The following is an 18377-nucleotide window of genomic DNA, read 5'->3' as shown; positions in this document are numbered from 1 at the left end:
ATGATATCGTTTCCGGTTGTATCGGAATGATTTAACCGCAGAGGGCGCAGAGAACGCAGAGGGAGAGAATACAGAGAGGAATAATTCCGATGCTACCGAATTTGATCTGACTGATTATATAAGGATTTGGATCTTGCCTAAAGTTGCTTTTTTTGGACGGCTATTTTTTAATTAAAAGCCCGGTTTCTCGGAGAAACCGGGTTTTTAATTAACAGTATTTATCCGTTTGTAGAGCGCATTAATGGCTCAATGCGAATTCGGGCAATTTCGGCTCAGATGAACCATCGGGCACTACCTTAACCTGACCGTTTTCATCTACATCAACGATCGCCTTTTGGCCGTCTTTCAGCTTCCCAGACAGCATTTCCTCAGCCAGTACATCTTCCAACAACCGCATGATTGCGCGGCGCAAAGGTCGAGCACCGTAGCTGGGATTGTAGCCTTCTGTAACTAACAAGTCCTTGAACCGGTCTGTCACCGACAAAGTAATACCCTGTTCGGTTAAGCGGCTGAAGACTTGCTGCAACATAATGTCCGCAATCTGCTTCACTTCTTCCCTGTTCAACTGGCGGAAGACGATAATCTCATCCAAGCGGTTGATAAATTCGGGACGGAAAAACTGTTTCAGTTCTTCGTTTACCAAGCTGCGAACGCGGTTGTACTGCCCGTCTGCGGCACTGTCAGCAAACTCGAAACCGAGACCGCCGCCGCCTTTTTCAATCACTCGCGAACCAATGTTTGAGGTCATGATCAGCAGTGTATTCTTAAAGTCTACTGTCCGACCTTTAGCATCAGTTAAGCGGCCGTCTTCCAAGATTTGCAGCATCATGTTGAAGACATCCGGGTGAGCTTTTTCGATTTCGTCGAACAAGATGACTGTGTAAGGACGGCGCCGGACTGCTTCTGTTAGTTGGCCACCTTCGTCGTAGCCAACGTAACCCGGAGGCGAACCGATGAGTTTGGAAACCGTGTGGCGTTCCATGAATTCGGACATATCTAACCGAATCATGGCTTCTTCGGAACCGAAGAAATATGTTGCTAGGGCTTTTGTAAGTTCCGTTTTGCCGACGCCTGTGGGGCCGGAAAAGATGAAACTGGCGATCGGGCGATTCGGATTTTTCAAGCCTACCCGCGCGCGACGGATAGCCCTAGAAACTGCGGTGACAGCTTCTTCTTGACCGATCAAGCGCTGGTGCAGCGTGTCTTCCATGTGCAGCAGCAATTCCGATTCGGATTCTGTCAGCTTGCTGACTGGTACTCCCGTCCAATTAGCCACGATGTGGGCGATGTCTTCTTCGGTGACGATGGGAGAAGTTTTGAGTTGGCTTTTGTTGATCGTAGCTTCGGCGATTTCGGCTTCAATTTCTAATTCGCGATCGCGCAATTTTCCAGCTTTGTCGAAGTCTTGCTCGCGCACTGCTGCATCTTTTTCTTTTGTTACGGCAGGCAGTTGCTTTTTGAGTTCTTTAACTTCAGGCGGGGTTTGTGAATTCATCACGCGGACGCGGGAACCTGCTTCGTCAATTAAGTCGATCGCCTTGTCTGGCAAAAACCGATCGTTAATGTATCTGTCTGACAATGTGGCCGCTGCTTCTAAAGCTGCGTCGGAAATTGTCAGTCTGTGATGCTGTTCATAAGCCGATCGCAACCCGTACAATATTTCTATTGTTTCAGCCACGCTCGGTTCACCGACTTTGATCGGTTGGAAGCGGCGTTCTAAGGCAGCGTCGCGCTCGATGTGCTTGCGGTATTCGTCTAAGGTAGTGGCGCCGACACACTGCAATTCGCCTCTAGCAAGGGCGGGTTTGAGCATATTGGAGGCGTCCATGCTGCCTTGAATTGCGCCTGCACCGACTAAGGTGTGAATTTCATCGATAACCAAAATGATGTTGCCGGCAGCGCGAATTTCGGCCATGATTTTCGTCAGCCGTTCTTCAAATTCGCCTCGGAACTTTGTACCAGCAATCAGCGAACCCATATCGAGGCTGATTACTTGTTTGTCTTCTAAAATTTCCGGGACGTTTCTATTAACAATCCGCTGGGCTAGACCTTCGGCGAGGGCTGTTTTGCCGACTCCCGGTTCGCCTACTAACACTGGATTGTTCTTCGTGCGGCGGCCGAGCACTTGGATCACGCGCTCGATTTCATTTTCGCGGCCCACTACGGGATCGAGTTTGCCTGCTGCGGCTAACTTGGTCAGGTTTGTGCCAAATTCTTCTAAAGTCGGGATTTTGCGATCGCCGCTATCTCCTCTGCCTCCGGGTACCGCCGCGACTTCTCCCACGGCACGAATTACCTGCGTGCGGACTCTCTGGCGATCGATTCCCAAGTTTTGCAGCACCTTCGCCGCCACCCCTTCATCGTCCTGAATCAGCCCTAGCAAGATGTGCTCGGTGCCGATGTAATTGTGGCCTAACTGCCGCGCTTCGTTCAGCGCCGTCTCAAAAATGCGTTTGACGCGGGGCGTAAAAGGAATTTCCGGCGGGAGGAACCCAGAACCTCTACCGATGATATTTTCGATTTCATTGCGCGCCTCTTTCAAGTTGAGGCCCATATCCAGTAATACTTTTGCAGCGATGCCAGTGCCTTCGCCGACGAGTCCCAGAAGAATTTGCTCGGTGCCTACAAAATTGTGACCGAGGCGTCGCGCTTCCTCTTGGGCTAGCATGATTGCTTTAATGGCTTGTTCTGTAAAGCGTTCAAACATATTTTTTCTATCCTACTGTCTTGGCGAGGGCTGTATCGCTGCTGGTGAGGAGCGATTTGGAACACTACACAAATTATAGATGTAAATTTTTGTGTATTTCCTTCTTTAACAATGTATCTTGCTAAAGGGGTAGGGACAGTGGGGAGAGCCGAATAGTAGGGGTGTGGTTGCCGTCCGCTGTCGATCGGATATTAATTGAGAATAATAGTAGCAAAATGGCTTGATTCCATGAATACTATCATTTTATCTCTAAATAGATTCTTGTCCGAGTAAATAAAGCTTGATTTTTGTTGGCCTAAGTACATGGTTGAATTAAGCATATAACAGTTGCCATGTCAAGACTTTTGACTGTTGAGGGTGGTCGTGCCGTCAGCCAACAGCCAACAGTCAACAGCGAATAGCGACTAGAATCAGATATATTTTCAACTCTGAGCAGAACTCGATGCAATTTCTCTCGCAATACCAAATCCACTCCACTCTCCACGAAGGTATCGAAACAATTATTTATCGAGGAAAAATCCCCACCCAGCAGGAGACAACTGTACTCAAAATCCTGAAAGCTGAATATCCCACCCTCGATGCAATTACCCGGATCAAGCACGAGTATCGCATTCGCCAACATTTAGACCATCCGGGCCTAGTTAAAGTCCTTAGCCTAGAAACCTTTGACAACCGTCTCGGCTTGCTTTTAGAAGACTTTGAGGGCGAATCTCTCGATCGCCTGATGTCCAGACAAAAGCTCGAAGTCATCACCTGTTTGAGGTTTGGTATTCAACTCATAAAAACCTTAGAATATCTGCACCTTCAAAAAATTATTCATAAAGATATTAAGCCTAGCAATATCATCATCAACAGCCAAACAGGAATTATTAAACTGACCGATTTCGGGATTGCTTCGCGATTGTCTAAAGAAAACCCCCAAATTAATAATACTAACTCGCTCGTCGGTACTTTTGCTTATATGTCTCCCGAACAAACCGGGAGAATGAACCGCACCCTCGACTACCGCACAGACTTTTATTCTCTCGGAATCACTTTATATGAAATGCTGACAGGTCAACTGCCATTTATGAGCAACGACCCTTTAGAGATAGTTTACAGTCACATAGCTTCTCAAGCAATTTTACCGCATCAAATTAATTCAGACATTCCACCACCACTTTCACAAATTATGATGAAATTGATGGCAAAAAATGCCGAAAATAGATATCAAACAGCAGGCGGATTGTTAGCCGATTTAGAAATTTGTTTAGATCAGTTAGAAACTACAGGCAAGATAGTCGATTTTACGCCGGGAAACTTAGATATATTGAGTCAGTTGTTGATTCCTCAAAAATTGTATGGGCGGGAAACACAAGTCAGCGAACTATTGGCAGCATTTGAACGTGTAGCAAATCCCTGCGAGGAAATTTCTTCCGCTTCCCAAATTGAACTGATCCTAGTTTCTGGTTATTCAGGTATAGGCAAATCGGCCGTAGTTAGCGAAATTCAAAAACCCATCACCAGACAGCGGGGCTATTTTATTTCTGGTAAATTTGATCAATTCAAACGGAATATACCTTACGCATCTTTAATTCAAGCTTTTCAATCTTTGATCCAGCAGTTACTTGCGGAAAATAACGAAAAATTACAAGATTGGCAACATCAACTTTTAGCCGCACTAGGCGATGCCGGACAAGTAATTATTGACGTGATTCCAGAACTAGAATTGGTAATTGGCAAACAGCCTGCCGTTGCGGAACTTGCCCCCACAGAAGCACAAAACCGCTTTAACAGGCTATTCAAAGAATTTATCCACGTATTCGCGCAAAAAGAGCATCCATTAGTCATATTTATCGATGACTTGCAGTGGTCAGATTCAGCGACCTTGAAATTAATGGAATTGCTGGCGACTGACCCAGATAGCAGATATTTACTGTTAATTGGAGCCTATCGAGACCATGAAGTTAGCTCTACACACCCTTTAATGCAGACAGTAGAGTACCTTCAAGAAACGGGGATTATTCTCAACAATTTAGTGCTGGAACCTCTTTCTTTAGCCCAGGTGACAGAGTTAATTTCTGAGACATTGAATGACTCAGAAACAATTCACCCCTTAGCGGAGTTAATTTGGAATAAGACTGGTGGAAATCCTTTTTTCTTGACGCAATTGCTCAACAGTCTTTATCAAGAAAAACTTTTGAGATTTGACTTTACCCGGCTGCTGTCTAGCGGAACAAAAGGGGAGTGGCAGTGGAACATTGAGGAGATTCAGGCTATTGGCATCACAGATAAGAGTGTAGTTGAACTGGTAGCCAGTCGGATTCAACAATTGCCAGAGACTACACAACAAGTTTTGAAATTGGCGGCTTGTGTTGGGGACAAATTCACTTTAGATGTTCTCTCTACTGTTAACGCAAAATCTCCATCAGTCACTGCGACTGAACTCTGGGATGCTTTGCAAGCTGGGTTAATACTTCCATTGAATGAGAGTTACCTCATTCCTTTATTTTTAGATGGAGAAGCCGGATCTAATTTAAGTTTCGATTCTTCGCGAATAAGCTATAAATTTTTGCACGATCGCGTCCAGCAAGCTGCATATTCGCTGATTCCTGATGATGAAAAGAAAGCCACTCATCTTAGTATCGGTAAATTGCTGTTGGAAAATACGCCCGCCGAGAAAGTAGAAGAGAAAATTTTTGATATTATCAACCAGTTGAATGTAGGAATTGATTGTCTAAGCCTGCAATCAGAAAAAGATGAATTAGCAGGATTAAATTTAATGGCTGGGCATAAGGCAAAAGCAGCTAACGCTTATGAACCCGCTGTTAAGTATTTGAATGTGGGAATTTCCTTATTAGCACCGGATAGCTGGGATTGCAACTATAGCATGACGCTGCGGCTGTATGTAGAGACGCTGGAAGCGGAATATTTAAACACCAACTTCCAGCAAGCAGAAAATTTGGCGGAAGTGGTTTTGCGATCGGCTAAAAACCAGCTTGACATAGTGAAAGTATATCAGCTAAAAATTCTGTTTTATCAGGCTCAAAGCCAGATGCTAAAAGCTGTTGAAACAGGTCTAGAAGTGCTGGAAATGCTGGGAGTAAACCTATTAGATAACGAAACCATTGCAGTGCCAAAATTGCCGCGAATTGAGGAATTAGAAAACCTGCCAGTTATGACAGATCCTTATCAACTGGCAGCTATGGAAATCCTGACAGCCCTCTATCCTCCTGCTTATATTGCCAAACCAGAAATTGTGTCGTCCCTCGTCTTGACTATGGTCAATTTTTGTATCGATCGCGGTCATTCAGCATTAGCCACTTTTCCCTATACTCTTTATGGAATGATCCTGTGCGGGACAGAAGGCGACATCGAAGCTGGTTACTACGCTGGATTAATCGCTTTAAAGCTGCTAGAACAATTTAACGCTAGCCAACAAAAAGCTAAGGTTTATGTAATGTTTAATGCTCATATCAGAATCTGGAAAGAGTCTACTAAAAATACACTTGCTTCCTTTCTAGAAGGAATGAAAGTTGGTGTTGAGACTGGGGATGTAGAATGGGCAATTTATAATTGTAAGCACTATATTACCAATTTATTTTTGGTGGGACAACCGCTAGAATATGTCGAAGATAAACAAAGCGTTTATATGGAGTTTTTGCAAAAAAATAAACATGAATTTGCCATAGGTTATGCTAAAATTTGGCAAGTAACTGCTTCAAGCTTAACAAGCAAAACAGCAGAGCAAGTACGATTAGTTAGTAGTAGGTTGGATGAACCTGCTGTGATGTCGCAGTGGCAGAAAGAAAATAATCGAATGTCGCTGTTTGCAGCTTATGTTGCTAAATTGATGCTGCTTTATTTATTGAAAGATTATGCTGCGGCTGTTGCCAGCGGTAAATTAGCGGCAGAATACGCAGATGGGGCGATCGGCTTAATCACTGTTGGGGTACACAATTTCTACTATTCGCTGGCCCTCCTCGCTCACTATCCTGACAGTGACAATCAAGAAGCATACCTAGCTATTGTTAACTCTAATCAGCAAATTATGAAAAAGTGGGCCTACCATGCACCCATGAATTATCAGCACAAGTACGAATTAGTCGAAGCTGAGAAAGCTCGACTTTTCAGCGATAAACTTGCAGCAATGGATTATTATGATTTAGCTATTAAAGGAGCGGCTGCTAATGGTTACATCCAAGAAGAAGCATTAGCTTATGAATTAGCTGGAGAGTTTTATCAATCTTTGGATAAAGATATAATTGCTCGAACTTATCTGACAAAAGCTTATTATGCCTACATCCGCTGGGGAGCTATAGCCAAAGTTAAATACTTAGAATCACGTTATAATTATTTAGTTGATCGCCATCAAGAAGCAATATATAAAAATGTTGTCACGACTGCCCAAACTACTATCAACAATAGTTTGGTGCTGGATTTGTCCACAGTTGTCAAAGCATCTCAAGCTGTTTCAAGCGAAATTATTCTCAGCCGTTTGCTAGAGAAACTCGTACAGCTTGTGCAGGAAAACGCAGGCGCTCAAAAAGTATTATTTCTTGCCAAGACAGGTAATCAATTATTCATAGAAGCGGCGCTGATAGGTCAGTTTAATGATGTTACCGTGTTACAATCTCTCCCTGTTGCCGAATCTGATATCCTCCCAATTTCCTTGATTAACTATGTAGAAAGAACCCAAAAATACTTGGTTTTAGATGATGCTACCCGAACAGATCAATTTCAATTTGACCCTTATATTGCCACCAATCAACCCCTATCTATCCTGGTATTGCCAATTATCCATCAAGGCAACCTTACAGGAATTTTTTATTTAGAAAATAATTTAACCAAGGGTGCTTTTACTAGCGACAGGCTAGAAATTTTGGGAATATTGTCTGCACAAGCAGCTATTTCTCTAGAAAATGCCCGTTTTTATACTATCCTGGAAACCAGAGTAGCGCAAAGAACTGAGAAATTGCAAACTGCACTGGAAGAACTCCGCCACACTCAGTTGCAGCTAATCCAAAGTGAAAAAATGTCCAGTTTAGGAGAAGTTGTAGGGGGAATTGCTCACGAAATTAATAACCCCATTAACTTTATTTATGGAAATTTACATTACACCAATGAATACGCTCAAAACTTACTAGATTTAATACGTTTATACCAAAATAAATACCCAGATTACGAGTCAGAAATAGTAAATAAAAGTGAGGAAATAGATTTAGATTTCTTGATGAATGATTTCACTAAAATGATTGATTCCATGAGAGTTGGTGCTGCGAGGGTTCGCGATATTGTGCTGTCACTGCGAAACTTTGCTCGACTAGATGAATCAGATAGAAAATGGGTTAATATCCACGAAGGTATCGACAGCACGTTGATGATTTTGGATCACAAATTAATTGATATTCAAGTGATTAAGGAGTACGACAATTTGCCTTTAGTGAACTGCTATCCGGGAGAAATTAATCAGGTATTTATGAATGTACTGACTAATGCGATTGATGCTTTGTCTCGCGAAAGAGGGAGTAAAGTTGACTCGACACACACTCCAACAATTCAGATTTGGACTGAAGTCGCGGAAAGCCATCAAGTAGCGATTCGCATTGTTGATAATGGTGTGGGTATGAATTCGGAGGTGCGGGGTAAAATATTCGACCCGTTTTTTACTACTAAAGAGGTAGGTAAGGGGACGGGTTTGGGATTGTCTATCAGTTATCAAATTGTGGTAGAACAACATAGAGGAAAGCTAATTTGCAAGTCGGAACCTGGAGAGGGCAGCGAGTTTACTATACTGCTGCCGTATTGATTAATTAAAGCCATCGTGACAGCAACTGCTCAAATACTTCCACAAAGCCGATCGCAATTTGGATCAAGGGCCAACCCACCAAACAAATTAACACCGCCCAGCGAGTTTGAATGTCCAAACCTTGGCGAACCGCCACAATTACAGCTAGCAAACTCCACACAGCTAATATCCGCTCAATTCCTTCTCCCAGCAAGGGAATTAGCGTTAAGAAATTCAGCACTTGGGGGGCGTAGGCAAAGCCGATCGGAACCAGCAACTCCTCATAAGTTACGTGACCCGGTTTCAGCCACTCCCCGATTTTAAAGATAGTGAAAGTCCAAAAATAATAACCCCCCGCGACTGCCAAACCCTCTATCAAAAGTCCTAGAAATAAGACTGATGGCTCAGTTCGGTTGATTAACAAGATGACAGCACTGCCCAACACGCGGGACAGCGCAGCTAAAATTACAATTGTTAAAGCTATTCGCTTAGTTCTGCGAGTGTAGGGAGTTTTTTCGTAAAAATTGCCGTTCAAAGAAAGTGCGTTCCAAAGCGTTGCGCCCAAACCTGCAATTGAATCTTCTCTCTTCACGTTGAACTCCTGCTCCTCAAGATAGTTGACAACTTTTACAAAATAAGCTCTAATACAGCAGAATCACCGAACTATTTCTAGGTAATTAAGTAATTAATTGGCATTCTACCAGATTTTATTAAATGCTAAGATTGATTTTACGGATACTTGCATGGCTGCGCGGGGGAAGTTTAAATTTGTTGCTGATCGCCGGTGTAATCCTGATAATTTGGGGCATTCTTTCGCCGGTGGGAACTGTTATATGGTGGCTGAATCAAAGTGCCGAAACTTTTGGTATCAAGAAAAATCCGCCGGAGATATTGCCACAGAACAACGGCAATCTAGAAGCCCGCAAGTCTTCGCCACTCAATTGTTATATCATCTTTTTATCGGGAGTTGGCGATTTTTCGGGGGATGAATTAACCCCGGGCGAAGAGTTGTTTCTCAAGCGTTTAGTTAAAAGTCACCCGCAGTGCGTAGCAGTGGGCGATGTTTTTCCTTACTCAGTTTCTAACAAAAGTTTAGGAGGAGAGCGCTGGCTAGCTCCTTTTTGGCGGTTTGCAGAACAGGCAAAAAAAGGGCCGATTGCGGGGAATATATTCATTAAAATTCGCAATCTCTGGAGGTTTGCAATTTCTCTAGATTATCGCTACGGCTTTGCATACAATCAGGGAATAGCTAATGCAATTATCGATCGCATGAATGCTAAATCTCCCATTTCAGTTAATTCTCAACAACCTGTGAAAGTTATTTTAATTGGCACTAGCGGCGGCGCACAAGTTGCTTTAGGTGCTACTCGCTATCTTAAAGAATGGCTGAAGGCAGAAATTACGGTTGTTTCGGTTGGGGGCGTCTTTTCGGGAGAAAATGGTTTTGCAGAAGCCGATCGCATTTTCCACTTTCGCGGCACTCGCGATTCAGTTGAGGATATCGGCGGCATAGTTTTTCCCAGTCGCTGGTACTGGTACGCGACTTCTCCTTTCAACCAAGCTCGTTTGCAAGGCCGCTATGCCGCAGCTTTGAGTGGCCCTCACAAGCACGACGGCGATGAGGGATATTTTGGGGAAAATCTAGCAGCGGATGGTAAAAAGTATGTAGATATAACCCTGGACAAGATTAATCAATTGCCTGTTTGGTCTGAGGGCGCGTCCGATTGATGAGTTCTTGCATATTCGAGCCCTGTACAATTATAATTAAGTTATGAGGAGGAAAATTTTTAGTTTTAATTTATTCATAAAGAGAGGAGTGGCGTTCATTATTAAAAAATAATTTTATTATAGTCAATAATAATAAAACTCTTCTGGGCAGTTGCTCAGAGCAAAGCCAGGAATATACAAGTTAAATACACAACCGCTTAGTCATTAGTCATTAGTTATTAATTGTGTCATTGTTGGTGGTGCGTCGCTTGAAGCTTGGCATTGTTGCCTTCCAGTCTCTACCTCCAATGCCCGATGCCCGATACCCAATTCCCTATTATCAATGTCTCGACCAACATTATATATTGCCATCACGAATCACGGATTCGGTCACGCTGTCCGAGTTGCGTCCGTAGCTGCAAAAATTCAAGAATTAAATCCAGATATTTTACTAATTATCACAACAACAGCACCTCGCTGGCTCCTAGAATCTTACATTAGCGGCGACTTTATCCACCGTCCCCGTGCTTTTGATGTGGGTGTGGTGCAAGCTGACAGTTTGAATATGGATAAAGACGCGACGCTGGAAAAATTGCGGGAAATTCGGAAAAAGCAAAATTCCCTAATTGCCAGCGAAGTTAATTTTATCAAGCAAAATCGGGTGGGTTTGGTGCTGGCAGATATTCCTCCTTTGGCAACGCGAATGGCGGCAGCGGCTGGGGTTCCTTGCTGGATGATGAGCAATTTTGGGTGGGATTTTATCTATCGAGATTGGGGCGGGGAATTTGTAGAAATGGCAGATTGGATTGGTGAGTGTTTCGGAATGTGCGATCGGCTTTTTCGTCTTCCTTTGCACGAACCGATGGCAGCTTTCCCAAATATTCAAGATGTGGGCTTGACTGGTGGCAATCCTCGCTATAGTAACGAAAAAATTCGGGAAGTATTCGGCATCGAAACACCGTTGGAAAAAACTGTATTGCTGACTTTCGGCGGATTGGGTTTAGAGGAAATTCCTTATCAAAATTTACAGCAATTTAGTGACTGGCAATTTATTACTTTTGATGCGGGAGCTCCCGATTTGCCGAATTTGATTTATGTCAAAAATCAAGAGTTTACACAATCTTTCCCGATTTTACCGCGTCCGGTCGATATTATGCCTGTCTGCGGGCGCTTAGTTTCTAAACCGGGATACAGCACTTTTTCGGAAGCTTTGCGCTTGGAAATACCTGTTGTTTCTATAATGAGAGAAGGTTTTGCAGAAGCTGCGGTGTTGCTGGAAGGGATTCAAAATTATGCGGAACATCAAATCTTGACGGCGACGGAGTTTTTTGAGGGGGATTGGGAGTTTTTGCGACAACCGCTGCATCCGCCGCGTTTGTCGGAGAAATTGGATAAAAATGGTACGGAGGATCTCGCCCAAGCTGTTGTAGACTATTTTTCATAAGTGCGATTAGAAATCGATCTTACACAAACAAAGTCTACCTCCCCGAACCGAAGAGTTTTGCATCAGTCTCATCCAAAATCTAAAATCTACAATCTACAATCTAGAATCGAATGAATCACTATCAACAGATACTCAAGATTCAAACTACCGGGAAATCTCTGTCCAAAATCACTCCTAAAATAGAAGATGTGGTGGCGAATTCAGGTATTAAAACGGGACTTTGTAGCTTATTTTTGCGCCACACTTCTGCTAGTTTGGTGATTCAAGAAAATGCTGACCCGGATGTACTTAAGGATTTGGCTAACTTTTTGGCTAAACTGGTACCGGAGGACGATCGCTACATTCACGATGCGGAAGGCCCAGACGATATGCCGGCGCACATTCGCACTGCGCTGACTCATACTTCTGAACAAATCCCGATCGATCGCGGCAGGTTGCTGTTAGGAACTTGGCAGGGAATTTACCTGTGGGAACACCGCCAGCGGGGTCACATTCGCGAATTAGTTGTTCACGTCAGCGGGACTTGATGGGAATTTGTACCTCGCTGATTTTAGTTGCTTCCGGCGTCATCGGGGAATTGTAAAAAAAGCGGCGCGGTGGCCCGACTATTTCGTATTCGGGATGTTCTTGAAGCCAATCTTTGAGTTTCTGGAGGTTATTTTCGTAGCTTTCCCAAGTGTAGGCCCCGCCCACGCCAATGCTGACAACCGTCATCGGCGAAGTATCCGTGATTTCTACAGCGGAGTTAACGCTGCTGGGGGCGATATTTGGTTCAGGATAAAGGAACGAAACTTCAGCTTGGGGAACCGCATCGATTTGCCCGGAAGTTTCCGTGTAGCGCGCTTCTACTGGCGTTGTCATCGCAATTTGGTTGTTGCTGATGTGTTGAAATAAGGGATTGAAGGCGATGCCAGTTGCTTGTCGCAAATCGCCCGCGTGGGTGTAGGTGACAGCGCGGTAGTGAGGATATTGCTTAACTTCTATGACCCCAATCTGTGCGGGCTCAGGGAATCCACTAGGTAATACCATTTGAGATTTAAAAGTTTAGATTTTACATTGAATAATGGGGAAAGACTGACTCCGCAAGGGTTTTGAACTTGCTTGCAGTTGCATTCTTTTTGGCAACTGGTATAAATAGGCTGAGATTGTTTGCAGACAATCGTTCAGGCGGCACAATTAGTTTAGCAGTTATTTAAGGCGCTGCTAACTGTCGATCGCCTAGAATTAGTTGAGAGATTATTAATTAACCTCGTAATAATACGGACGGCACTGACTAAGCAGAGAAACATTAATCTAGTTGTGCTTGAAAAATTAGCGTTTTTCAGGTGTTTGCTATTTGTGTCGGAAAATATTCGGCTGTTGGGCCCATCGATCTGTGCGTTCTCAGTTATTGGGACGCTTATCGCGTTCAGAAACGCCTATCAATTATACCGCTTTCAGGGAATGACGTATGAAAAAGATTCTAGTGATTGAGGACGAGCAAGTAATTCGCGAGAATATTCTCAAACTCCTCAAAGCTGAAGGTTTCGACGTGACGGGTGCAGAAAATGGAGCAAAAGGTTTATATGCGGCGGTGTCAAATCTTCCCGACGTGATTATTTGCGACGTGATGATGCCAGAACTTGACGGGTATGGGGTGCTGGTGGCCTTGCGATCTAATCCTGTTACTGCTACAGTACCTTTTGTTTTTCTCACAGGTAAAGCCGATCGCTCTGAAATGCGGCAAGGTATGGAATTGGGAGCAGATGATTACCTGACTAAACCTTTTAGTAAAGCTGAACTTGTAGGCGCGATATCGAGCCGCTTGAAAAAACAAGAAGCTGTCGCCGAACAGTACAATACTTTGCGATCGCCAACTAGCGAATTGAACCAAGATGCCACCGACAAATTAGAGCAGATAAAAACAAGTTTGCGCGACGCACTGGAAGGAGAAGAATTCCAAGTTTACTATCAGCCGCAAGTCAATGTCCAGACAGGTAAGATTATGAGCGCAGAAGCTTTAGTGCGCTGGGTACATCCAGAAAAAGGGCTGATTTCACCCGCAGAATTTATTCCCCATGCCGAAGAAACTGGCTTCATTGTAGAGTTAGGGGAGTGGGTTTTGCAGACGGCTTGCAAGCAAATGCAAGTTTGGCAAAATGCTGGTTTTTCGGGGCTGCGGGTAGCGGTAAATCTGTCGCCACGCCAATTTCACCAACCGGATCTCAGCAGCAGAGTTGCCCAAATTTTAGCAGAAACTGGTTTGGAAGCGAGCAGTTTGGAATTAGAGCTGACCGAAAGTTTGATGGTAGAAGATGCCGAAAGTGCGATCGCGACTTTGCAACATTTGAAAAATTTGGGAGTTTGTATATCTCTTGACGATTTCGGAACTGGGTATTCTTCTTTAAGCTATCTGACGCAATACCCTTTCGATACTTTAAAAATAGACCGCTGTTTTATCAGCAATATCACCGATGGTTGCACAAATGCAGCGATTGTGAAAGCTATTATTGACATGGCGCACAGTCTCTGTCTTGAGGTAATTGCCGAAGGAGTTGAGACGGAAGCAGAAAAAGATTTTCTCTGGCGCTATAAGTGCGATATAATGCAAGGCTATTTGTTTAGCCCTCCTTTGGGTGCAGCGGATTTTGAACAGTTGTTAATGGCAGGAAAATAGAAGATTTGTTAAGTCAATATTGAGCAGAAAATTAAGTGCGATCGGGGTAAAATATGGTTTTAGAATCCAGCAGTAACGTTGACTCACTCAAATCAAGTAATAAAAAAAATAAGGATTTTTACCTAGCTGTTCAAATAGCTATACTGATAGTGTTTCTAGCTATTTTGTCCAAATTTTTTATTATAGTCAACGCTGGAGAACGGGGCGTGCTGATGCAGTTTGGTAAAGTGCAAGAACAGGTACTCGGAGAAGGGATTCATGTAATAGTCCCCACAGTTAATACTGTAAAAAAGTTGAGCGTCAGGGTACAAAAACAGGAAATTTCCGCTGAATCTTCCTCCAAAGATCTGCAAGATGTGTTCACGGATGTAGCGCTGAACTGGCATATTATCCCAGAAGAAGCAAATGCTATTTTTCAACAAATAGGTGACGAGAAAGAAGTCATTGCTCGCATTATAGATCCGGCTGTTGAAGAAGTATTAAAAGCAGTTATGGCAAAATACACGGCTGAAGAAATTATTACTAAACGGGGAGAAGTTAAAGCCGCAGTTGATGATTCTTTGACCTTGAGGCTGGTTACATATCACATTGCCGTTGACGATATTTCTTTAGTACACGTTCACTTTTCTGAGCGGTTTAGCGAGGCGGTGGAGGCGAAACAAATTGCCGAACAGGAGGTAAAAACAGGGGAGTTTTTAGCGCTGAAGGCAGTAAAACAGGCCGAGGCTAAGGTGAATTTAGCCAAGGGAGAAGCCGAAGTGCAAAGGTTGCTGCGGGACAATTTGACTCCCGAACTTTTGGAAAGGCAGGCTATAGAAAAATGGGATGGGAAATTGCCGCTGATTGTTGGTGATGGGGGTAAAAATTTATTGGACTTGAGGAAATTGGTTGAGAGATAATTATAATCCTGGACGCACAGGTGGGGAGAAACCGGGTTTTTTACGAAAATACACGGCGTGTAGCTTTTTATGTCGGTAAAAAAACTGGTTTTTTGAGTATGGGTGCGTAAGTCCTGCATTAGCAATTACCCGCACCTTAAGTTAATATCTGTTCAAAAGCTTTAGTAATTCCAGTTTGAAAACGCTGTCGGTGCTTCAGTTTTAAAACTGGTTTAATTATTTCAAAACATACATTAGAACTTGGTTGGCTATCTATAATTTTAATCGCTCGCAGTGTAGATAGCTGCAATTCTTTTTTTACCATCAATTCAGGAATAGCCGCTGCACCTGTGCCGCTTTCCACCACTGCTTTTACCATTTCACTGCTATTCAAAACTAAAGTTACATTCAATTCCTGGGGATTAATGCCCCAACTTTGCAAAGCTTGTTCCAACATTTGCTGAACTCCAGAACCAGCTTCTCGCATCACCCAATCCGTTTTCGCAATTTCCGCTAAACTCACATCTGCACGTTCAAACCAAGGGTGAGATTTGCCAACTACAATCAGCAAGCGTTCGCTGCCTACAACTTCTTCCTCCAGAGTGCTCTTAAGCGAAGCTTTGATGTCTCCCGTCACTAAACCCAAATCAAATGTTCCCGTCGCCGTCCCCGCACAAATTTCTTCGGCATTTGCCAGAGTACAATTCACGCAAATACCAGGATATTTTTGTTTGAACTTGCTAAGTTTATCAGGCAACCAATAATTGCCAATGGTCAGACTGCAACCCAAGTTTAAATCGCCTCGCTGCAAATCGTTCAACTCCCGCAAACCTCTCTCAGTCAAAGCAACTTGGTCGAGAATTTTCTGAGTTTCAACTTGCAGCAACTTCCCAGCATCTGTGATTTCGATGCGGCGGCCGATGCGGTGAAATAGTTTTACTCCGTATTGCGCCTCTAAGCTTTGGATTGTAGCGCTGACAGCGGGTTGGGTGATGTAAAGTTCCTCCGCTGCGCGGCTGAAGTGCAGATGTTCCGCGACAGCTAGAAAAACTCGCAGTTGGTCAAGCGTCATTCCGGCCATGCTGAGTACCCTTTTACTAAATACAGTTATTTTTTGAGATTAAAATCTCTGGCGGCTAAGCTTTGACCTGAACATTTCGATCGAGTCTCTGGTACAGGTTGAAAATCCTAAAAAGAACGGTCTGCAACCGTCCTTTAAACTTTTCTTATATAGCCGTTCTCAGTTGGATAAGGTACAGGATTAGAATGCCGCCAAGAAAAAGTTCCTCGTTAGGAGTGTAGTGCATCCCATTGCAAACCGCTATCTCATTGTGCCAGTTTTGTTGTAGCAACCCTCCAAGTCACCACAGTTGTGGGCGTAGAATTTTAAACGGCTATTATATGCGTAGATATTGAAGAAATAGAAACTGTTGTAATCGTATAATTTTAAACTGCTATTAACCTGCTATATATGGAAAAATAGAATCTGTTAAACCCATTGTGTAAAGGGTAATATTAATAAATAAATTGAATTATTTAAGTATTACAAATGTTACTAGATTGTCCTTTAAACTGGACAAGTAAATAGACATAGGTTTGAGAAAAACGTCTTTGTAGAAAGTTGATCAAGGTGCGGCTCATCTTCCAAATCCGTACTGAATAGAAACGTCAACGGGCGAACAGACAGACCAACAAACAACCAGATTAGCTGAGCAATTACGAGCTGTTGAGATTGACTTTGAACAACTATGAAACAACTTTAATCAGAAGTTAAACAAACCTTATCTTGGTCTTGATGCAGGTTTAGTATGCTTTGTTTAATTCACCGGAAAAGCTGATGCAACTATCACGACGAAAGTTTTTTACCTTGGCAGGAGCGAGCGCTGCTGGCACTTTGATGATGTCTCCTTTAGAAGCGCTTTATGCCAGAAAGGCCAATGGTCAATCAGTATTTGGGGGAGGGTATGGCCCTCTCGTAGCCGATCCGAATGGATTGTTAGATTTACCTCGGGGATTTCAGTATCAGGCTTTTTCACGAACGGGCGAAATGATGAGCGACGGTTCCCCTGTGCCTGGTGGTCACGATGGCATGGCGGCTTTCCCAGGTCCCCAAAACACGGTGATTTTGGTTCGCAATCACGAACTGAGTCCGAATTCTTCAACACAAGTTGTGGGCCCAAATCCTTACGATCCTCTTTGCAAAGGAGGGACAACCACACTACAGGTTGGACCCGATCGTCAGCTCATCAAGCACTACGCTTCGCTTAGCGGCACCTATCGAAATTGTGCGGGCGGCCCGACTCCCTGGGGTTCTTGGATTACTTCCGAGGAGAATACCTCGACTCCGGCGACGAATAGACCGGGCAATGCGACAAATGTCTCGAAATCTCACGGCTACAACTTTGAAGTTCCGGCTCTGGCAACGGTTCCTGTGAATCCCGTACCTTTAGTTGCGATGGGACGGTTTAACCATGAAGCGGTGGCGATCGACCCCAAAACCGGAATTTTGTACGAGACTGAAGACCGAGGAGATGGCCTTTTCTATCGCTTTATCCCATCTCAACGGAACAATTTAAGCGCTGGGGGTACTCTCCAAGCGCTGAAGATTAAGAATATGCCTCAAGCAAAAACTTTTGCAGGGTTTCCCAAGGGCCAACCGATGCCGGTGGAATGGGTGACAATTGACAATCCTGACCCTGCTACAGATACGGTACGGGTTGAAGGTTTCGGTAAAGGTGCTGCCCAGTTTACTCGTGGGGAAGGCATCTGGTACGGCAATCGTGAAGTTTACTTCTGTTGTTCGGACGGTGGGTCTGTTGACGCCAGTGGCAGAGCCAACGGATTTGGTCAGGTTTGGCGGTATCTTCCCGATCAAGATGCGATCGAACTTTTTGTTGAGGCTAAATCGGCTGACGAACTCGATGGCCCTGACAACATTGTTGTGGCACCTCATGGTGATCTGATCATTTGCGAAGATGGCGATGATGAGCAGTTCGTGGTGGGCGTAACTCCCAAAGGGGAACTGTATCGTCTGGCAAAAAATGCGATCAACGATCGGGAATTTGCCGGAGCCTGCTTCTCGCCGGATGGTAACACTATGTTCGTTAATATCCAAACCCCAGGCATCACGTTTGCCATTTGGGGCCCTTGGAAGTCTCAACGAGGAGCATAACATTATTGTCTTGTAGTGCGGGCATTTATTTGCGTGTAAAACGCTT

11 protein-coding genes are annotated in these 18377 nt (G+C 44.0%); 7 read left to right on the top strand and 4 right to left on the bottom strand.

Annotated elements, in window-relative coordinates:
- Window positions 1–238 precede the first annotated feature (238 nt).
- Complete coding sequence (locus QUA83_RS12410; RefSeq protein ID WP_333293454.1) at window positions 239–2707, bottom strand: ATP-dependent Clp protease ATP-binding subunit; 2469 nt, start codon at window positions 2705–2707, stop codon at window positions 239–241.
- 442 nt (window positions 2708–3149) lie between these two features.
- Here QUA83_RS12410 and QUA83_RS12405 point away from each other — a divergent pair, with 442 nt between their 5' ends.
- Window positions 3150–8495, top strand: coding sequence for an AAA family ATPase (locus tag QUA83_RS12405; protein ID WP_333293453.1), 5346 nt, complete (start codon window positions 3150–3152; stop codon window positions 8493–8495).
- 4 nt (window positions 8496–8499) lie between these two features.
- Here QUA83_RS12405 and QUA83_RS12400 read toward each other — a convergent pair whose 3' ends face one another.
- A complete protein-coding gene (locus QUA83_RS12400) occupies window positions 8500–9066 on the bottom strand; it encodes a hypothetical protein (RefSeq protein WP_333293452.1) in 567 nt (188 codons plus the stop codon).
- Between the two features lie 122 nt (window positions 9067–9188).
- On the opposite strand from QUA83_RS12400, the gene QUA83_RS12395 reads away from it, so the two are divergent.
- The 3 genes from QUA83_RS12395 to QUA83_RS12385 all read left to right on the top strand — a co-directional run bounded on the left by QUA83_RS12395 (window position 9189) and on the right by QUA83_RS12385 (window position 12152).
- On the top strand, window positions 9189–10202 hold the full coding sequence (locus QUA83_RS12395; protein WP_333293451.1) for a hypothetical protein: 1014 nt from the start codon (window positions 9189–9191) through the stop codon (window positions 10200–10202).
- Window positions 10203–10524: 322 nt separating this feature from the next.
- Window positions 10525–11625, top strand: coding sequence for a glycosyl transferase (locus QUA83_RS12390; RefSeq protein WP_333293450.1), 1101 nt, complete (start codon window positions 10525–10527; stop codon window positions 11623–11625).
- Window positions 11626–11735: 110 nt separating this feature from the next.
- Entirely contained in the window at window positions 11736–12152 is a 417-nt protein-coding gene (locus QUA83_RS12385; RefSeq protein ID WP_333210149.1) for a secondary thiamine-phosphate synthase enzyme YjbQ, read from the top strand.
- On the opposite strand, the gene QUA83_RS12380 is transcribed toward QUA83_RS12385, so the two are convergent.
- Window positions 12139–12654: a heme-binding protein gene (locus tag QUA83_RS12380; RefSeq protein WP_333293449.1), complete on the bottom strand. Its 516-nt coding sequence runs from the start codon at window positions 12652–12654 to the stop codon at window positions 12139–12141. The two genes, QUA83_RS12385 and QUA83_RS12380, sit on opposite strands and share 14 nt — an antisense overlap.
- 421 nt (window positions 12655–13075) lie before the next feature.
- Between QUA83_RS12380 and QUA83_RS12375 the strand changes: the two genes are divergently transcribed.
- On the top strand, window positions 13076–14281 hold the full coding sequence (locus QUA83_RS12375; RefSeq protein WP_333293448.1) for an EAL domain-containing response regulator: 1206 nt from the start codon (window positions 13076–13078) through the stop codon (window positions 14279–14281).
- Window positions 14282–14334: 53 nt separating this feature from the next.
- On the top strand, window positions 14335–15180 hold the full coding sequence (locus QUA83_RS12370; protein WP_333293447.1) for a prohibitin family protein: 846 nt from the start codon (window positions 14335–14337) through the stop codon (window positions 15178–15180).
- Between the two features lie 136 nt (window positions 15181–15316).
- Here QUA83_RS12370 and QUA83_RS12365 read toward each other — a convergent pair whose 3' ends face one another.
- Window positions 15317–16231, bottom strand: coding sequence for a LysR family transcriptional regulator (locus tag QUA83_RS12365; protein ID WP_333293446.1), 915 nt, complete (start codon window positions 16229–16231; stop codon window positions 15317–15319).
- A 765-nt stretch (window positions 16232–16996) separates the two neighbouring features.
- Here QUA83_RS12365 and QUA83_RS12360 point away from each other — a divergent pair.
- A complete protein-coding gene (locus QUA83_RS12360) occupies window positions 16997–18331 on the top strand; it encodes an alkaline phosphatase PhoX (RefSeq protein ID WP_333293445.1) in 1335 nt (444 codons plus the stop codon).
- Window positions 18332–18377 lie beyond the last annotated feature (46 nt).

Source organism: Microcoleus sp. K1-B1, assembly GCF_036704705.1.
In the GTDB taxonomy this organism is placed as follows: Bacteria; Cyanobacteriota; Cyanobacteriia; order Cyanobacteriales; family Microcoleaceae; genus Microcoleus.
The sequence above is the reverse complement of the archived record's forward strand: the minus strand, read 5'-3'. Positions and strand labels throughout refer to the sequence as shown.

What these genes read in the sequence shown, in the direction of transcription:
- QUA83_RS12410 (WP_333293454.1), bottom strand. Translation starts at nt 2,707, where the DNA reads ATGTTTGAACGCTTTACAGAACAAGCCATTAAAGCAATCATGCTAGCC.
- QUA83_RS12405 (WP_333293453.1), top strand. Translation starts at nt 3,150, where the DNA reads ATGCAATTTCTCTCGCAATACCAAATCCACTCCACTCTCCACGAAGGT.
- QUA83_RS12395 (WP_333293451.1), top strand. Translation starts at nt 9,189, where the DNA reads ATGCTAAGATTGATTTTACGGATACTTGCATGGCTGCGCGGGGGAAGT.
- QUA83_RS12390 (WP_333293450.1), top strand. Translation starts at nt 10,525, where the DNA reads ATGTCTCGACCAACATTATATATTGCCATCACGAATCACGGATTCGGT.
- QUA83_RS12385 (WP_333210149.1), top strand. Translation starts at nt 11,736, where the DNA reads ATGAATCACTATCAACAGATACTCAAGATTCAAACTACCGGGAAATCT.
- QUA83_RS12380 (WP_333293449.1), bottom strand. Translation starts at nt 12,654, where the DNA reads ATGGTATTACCTAGTGGATTCCCTGAGCCCGCACAGATTGGGGTCATA.
- QUA83_RS12375 (WP_333293448.1), top strand. Translation starts at nt 13,076, where the DNA reads ATGAAAAAGATTCTAGTGATTGAGGACGAGCAAGTAATTCGCGAGAAT.
- QUA83_RS12370 (WP_333293447.1), top strand. Translation starts at nt 14,335, where the DNA reads ATGGTTTTAGAATCCAGCAGTAACGTTGACTCACTCAAATCAAGTAAT.
- QUA83_RS12365 (WP_333293446.1), bottom strand. Translation starts at nt 16,231, where the DNA reads ATGACGCTTGACCAACTGCGAGTTTTTCTAGCTGTCGCGGAACATCTG.
- QUA83_RS12360 (WP_333293445.1), top strand. Translation starts at nt 16,997, where the DNA reads ATGCAACTATCACGACGAAAGTTTTTTACCTTGGCAGGAGCGAGCGCT.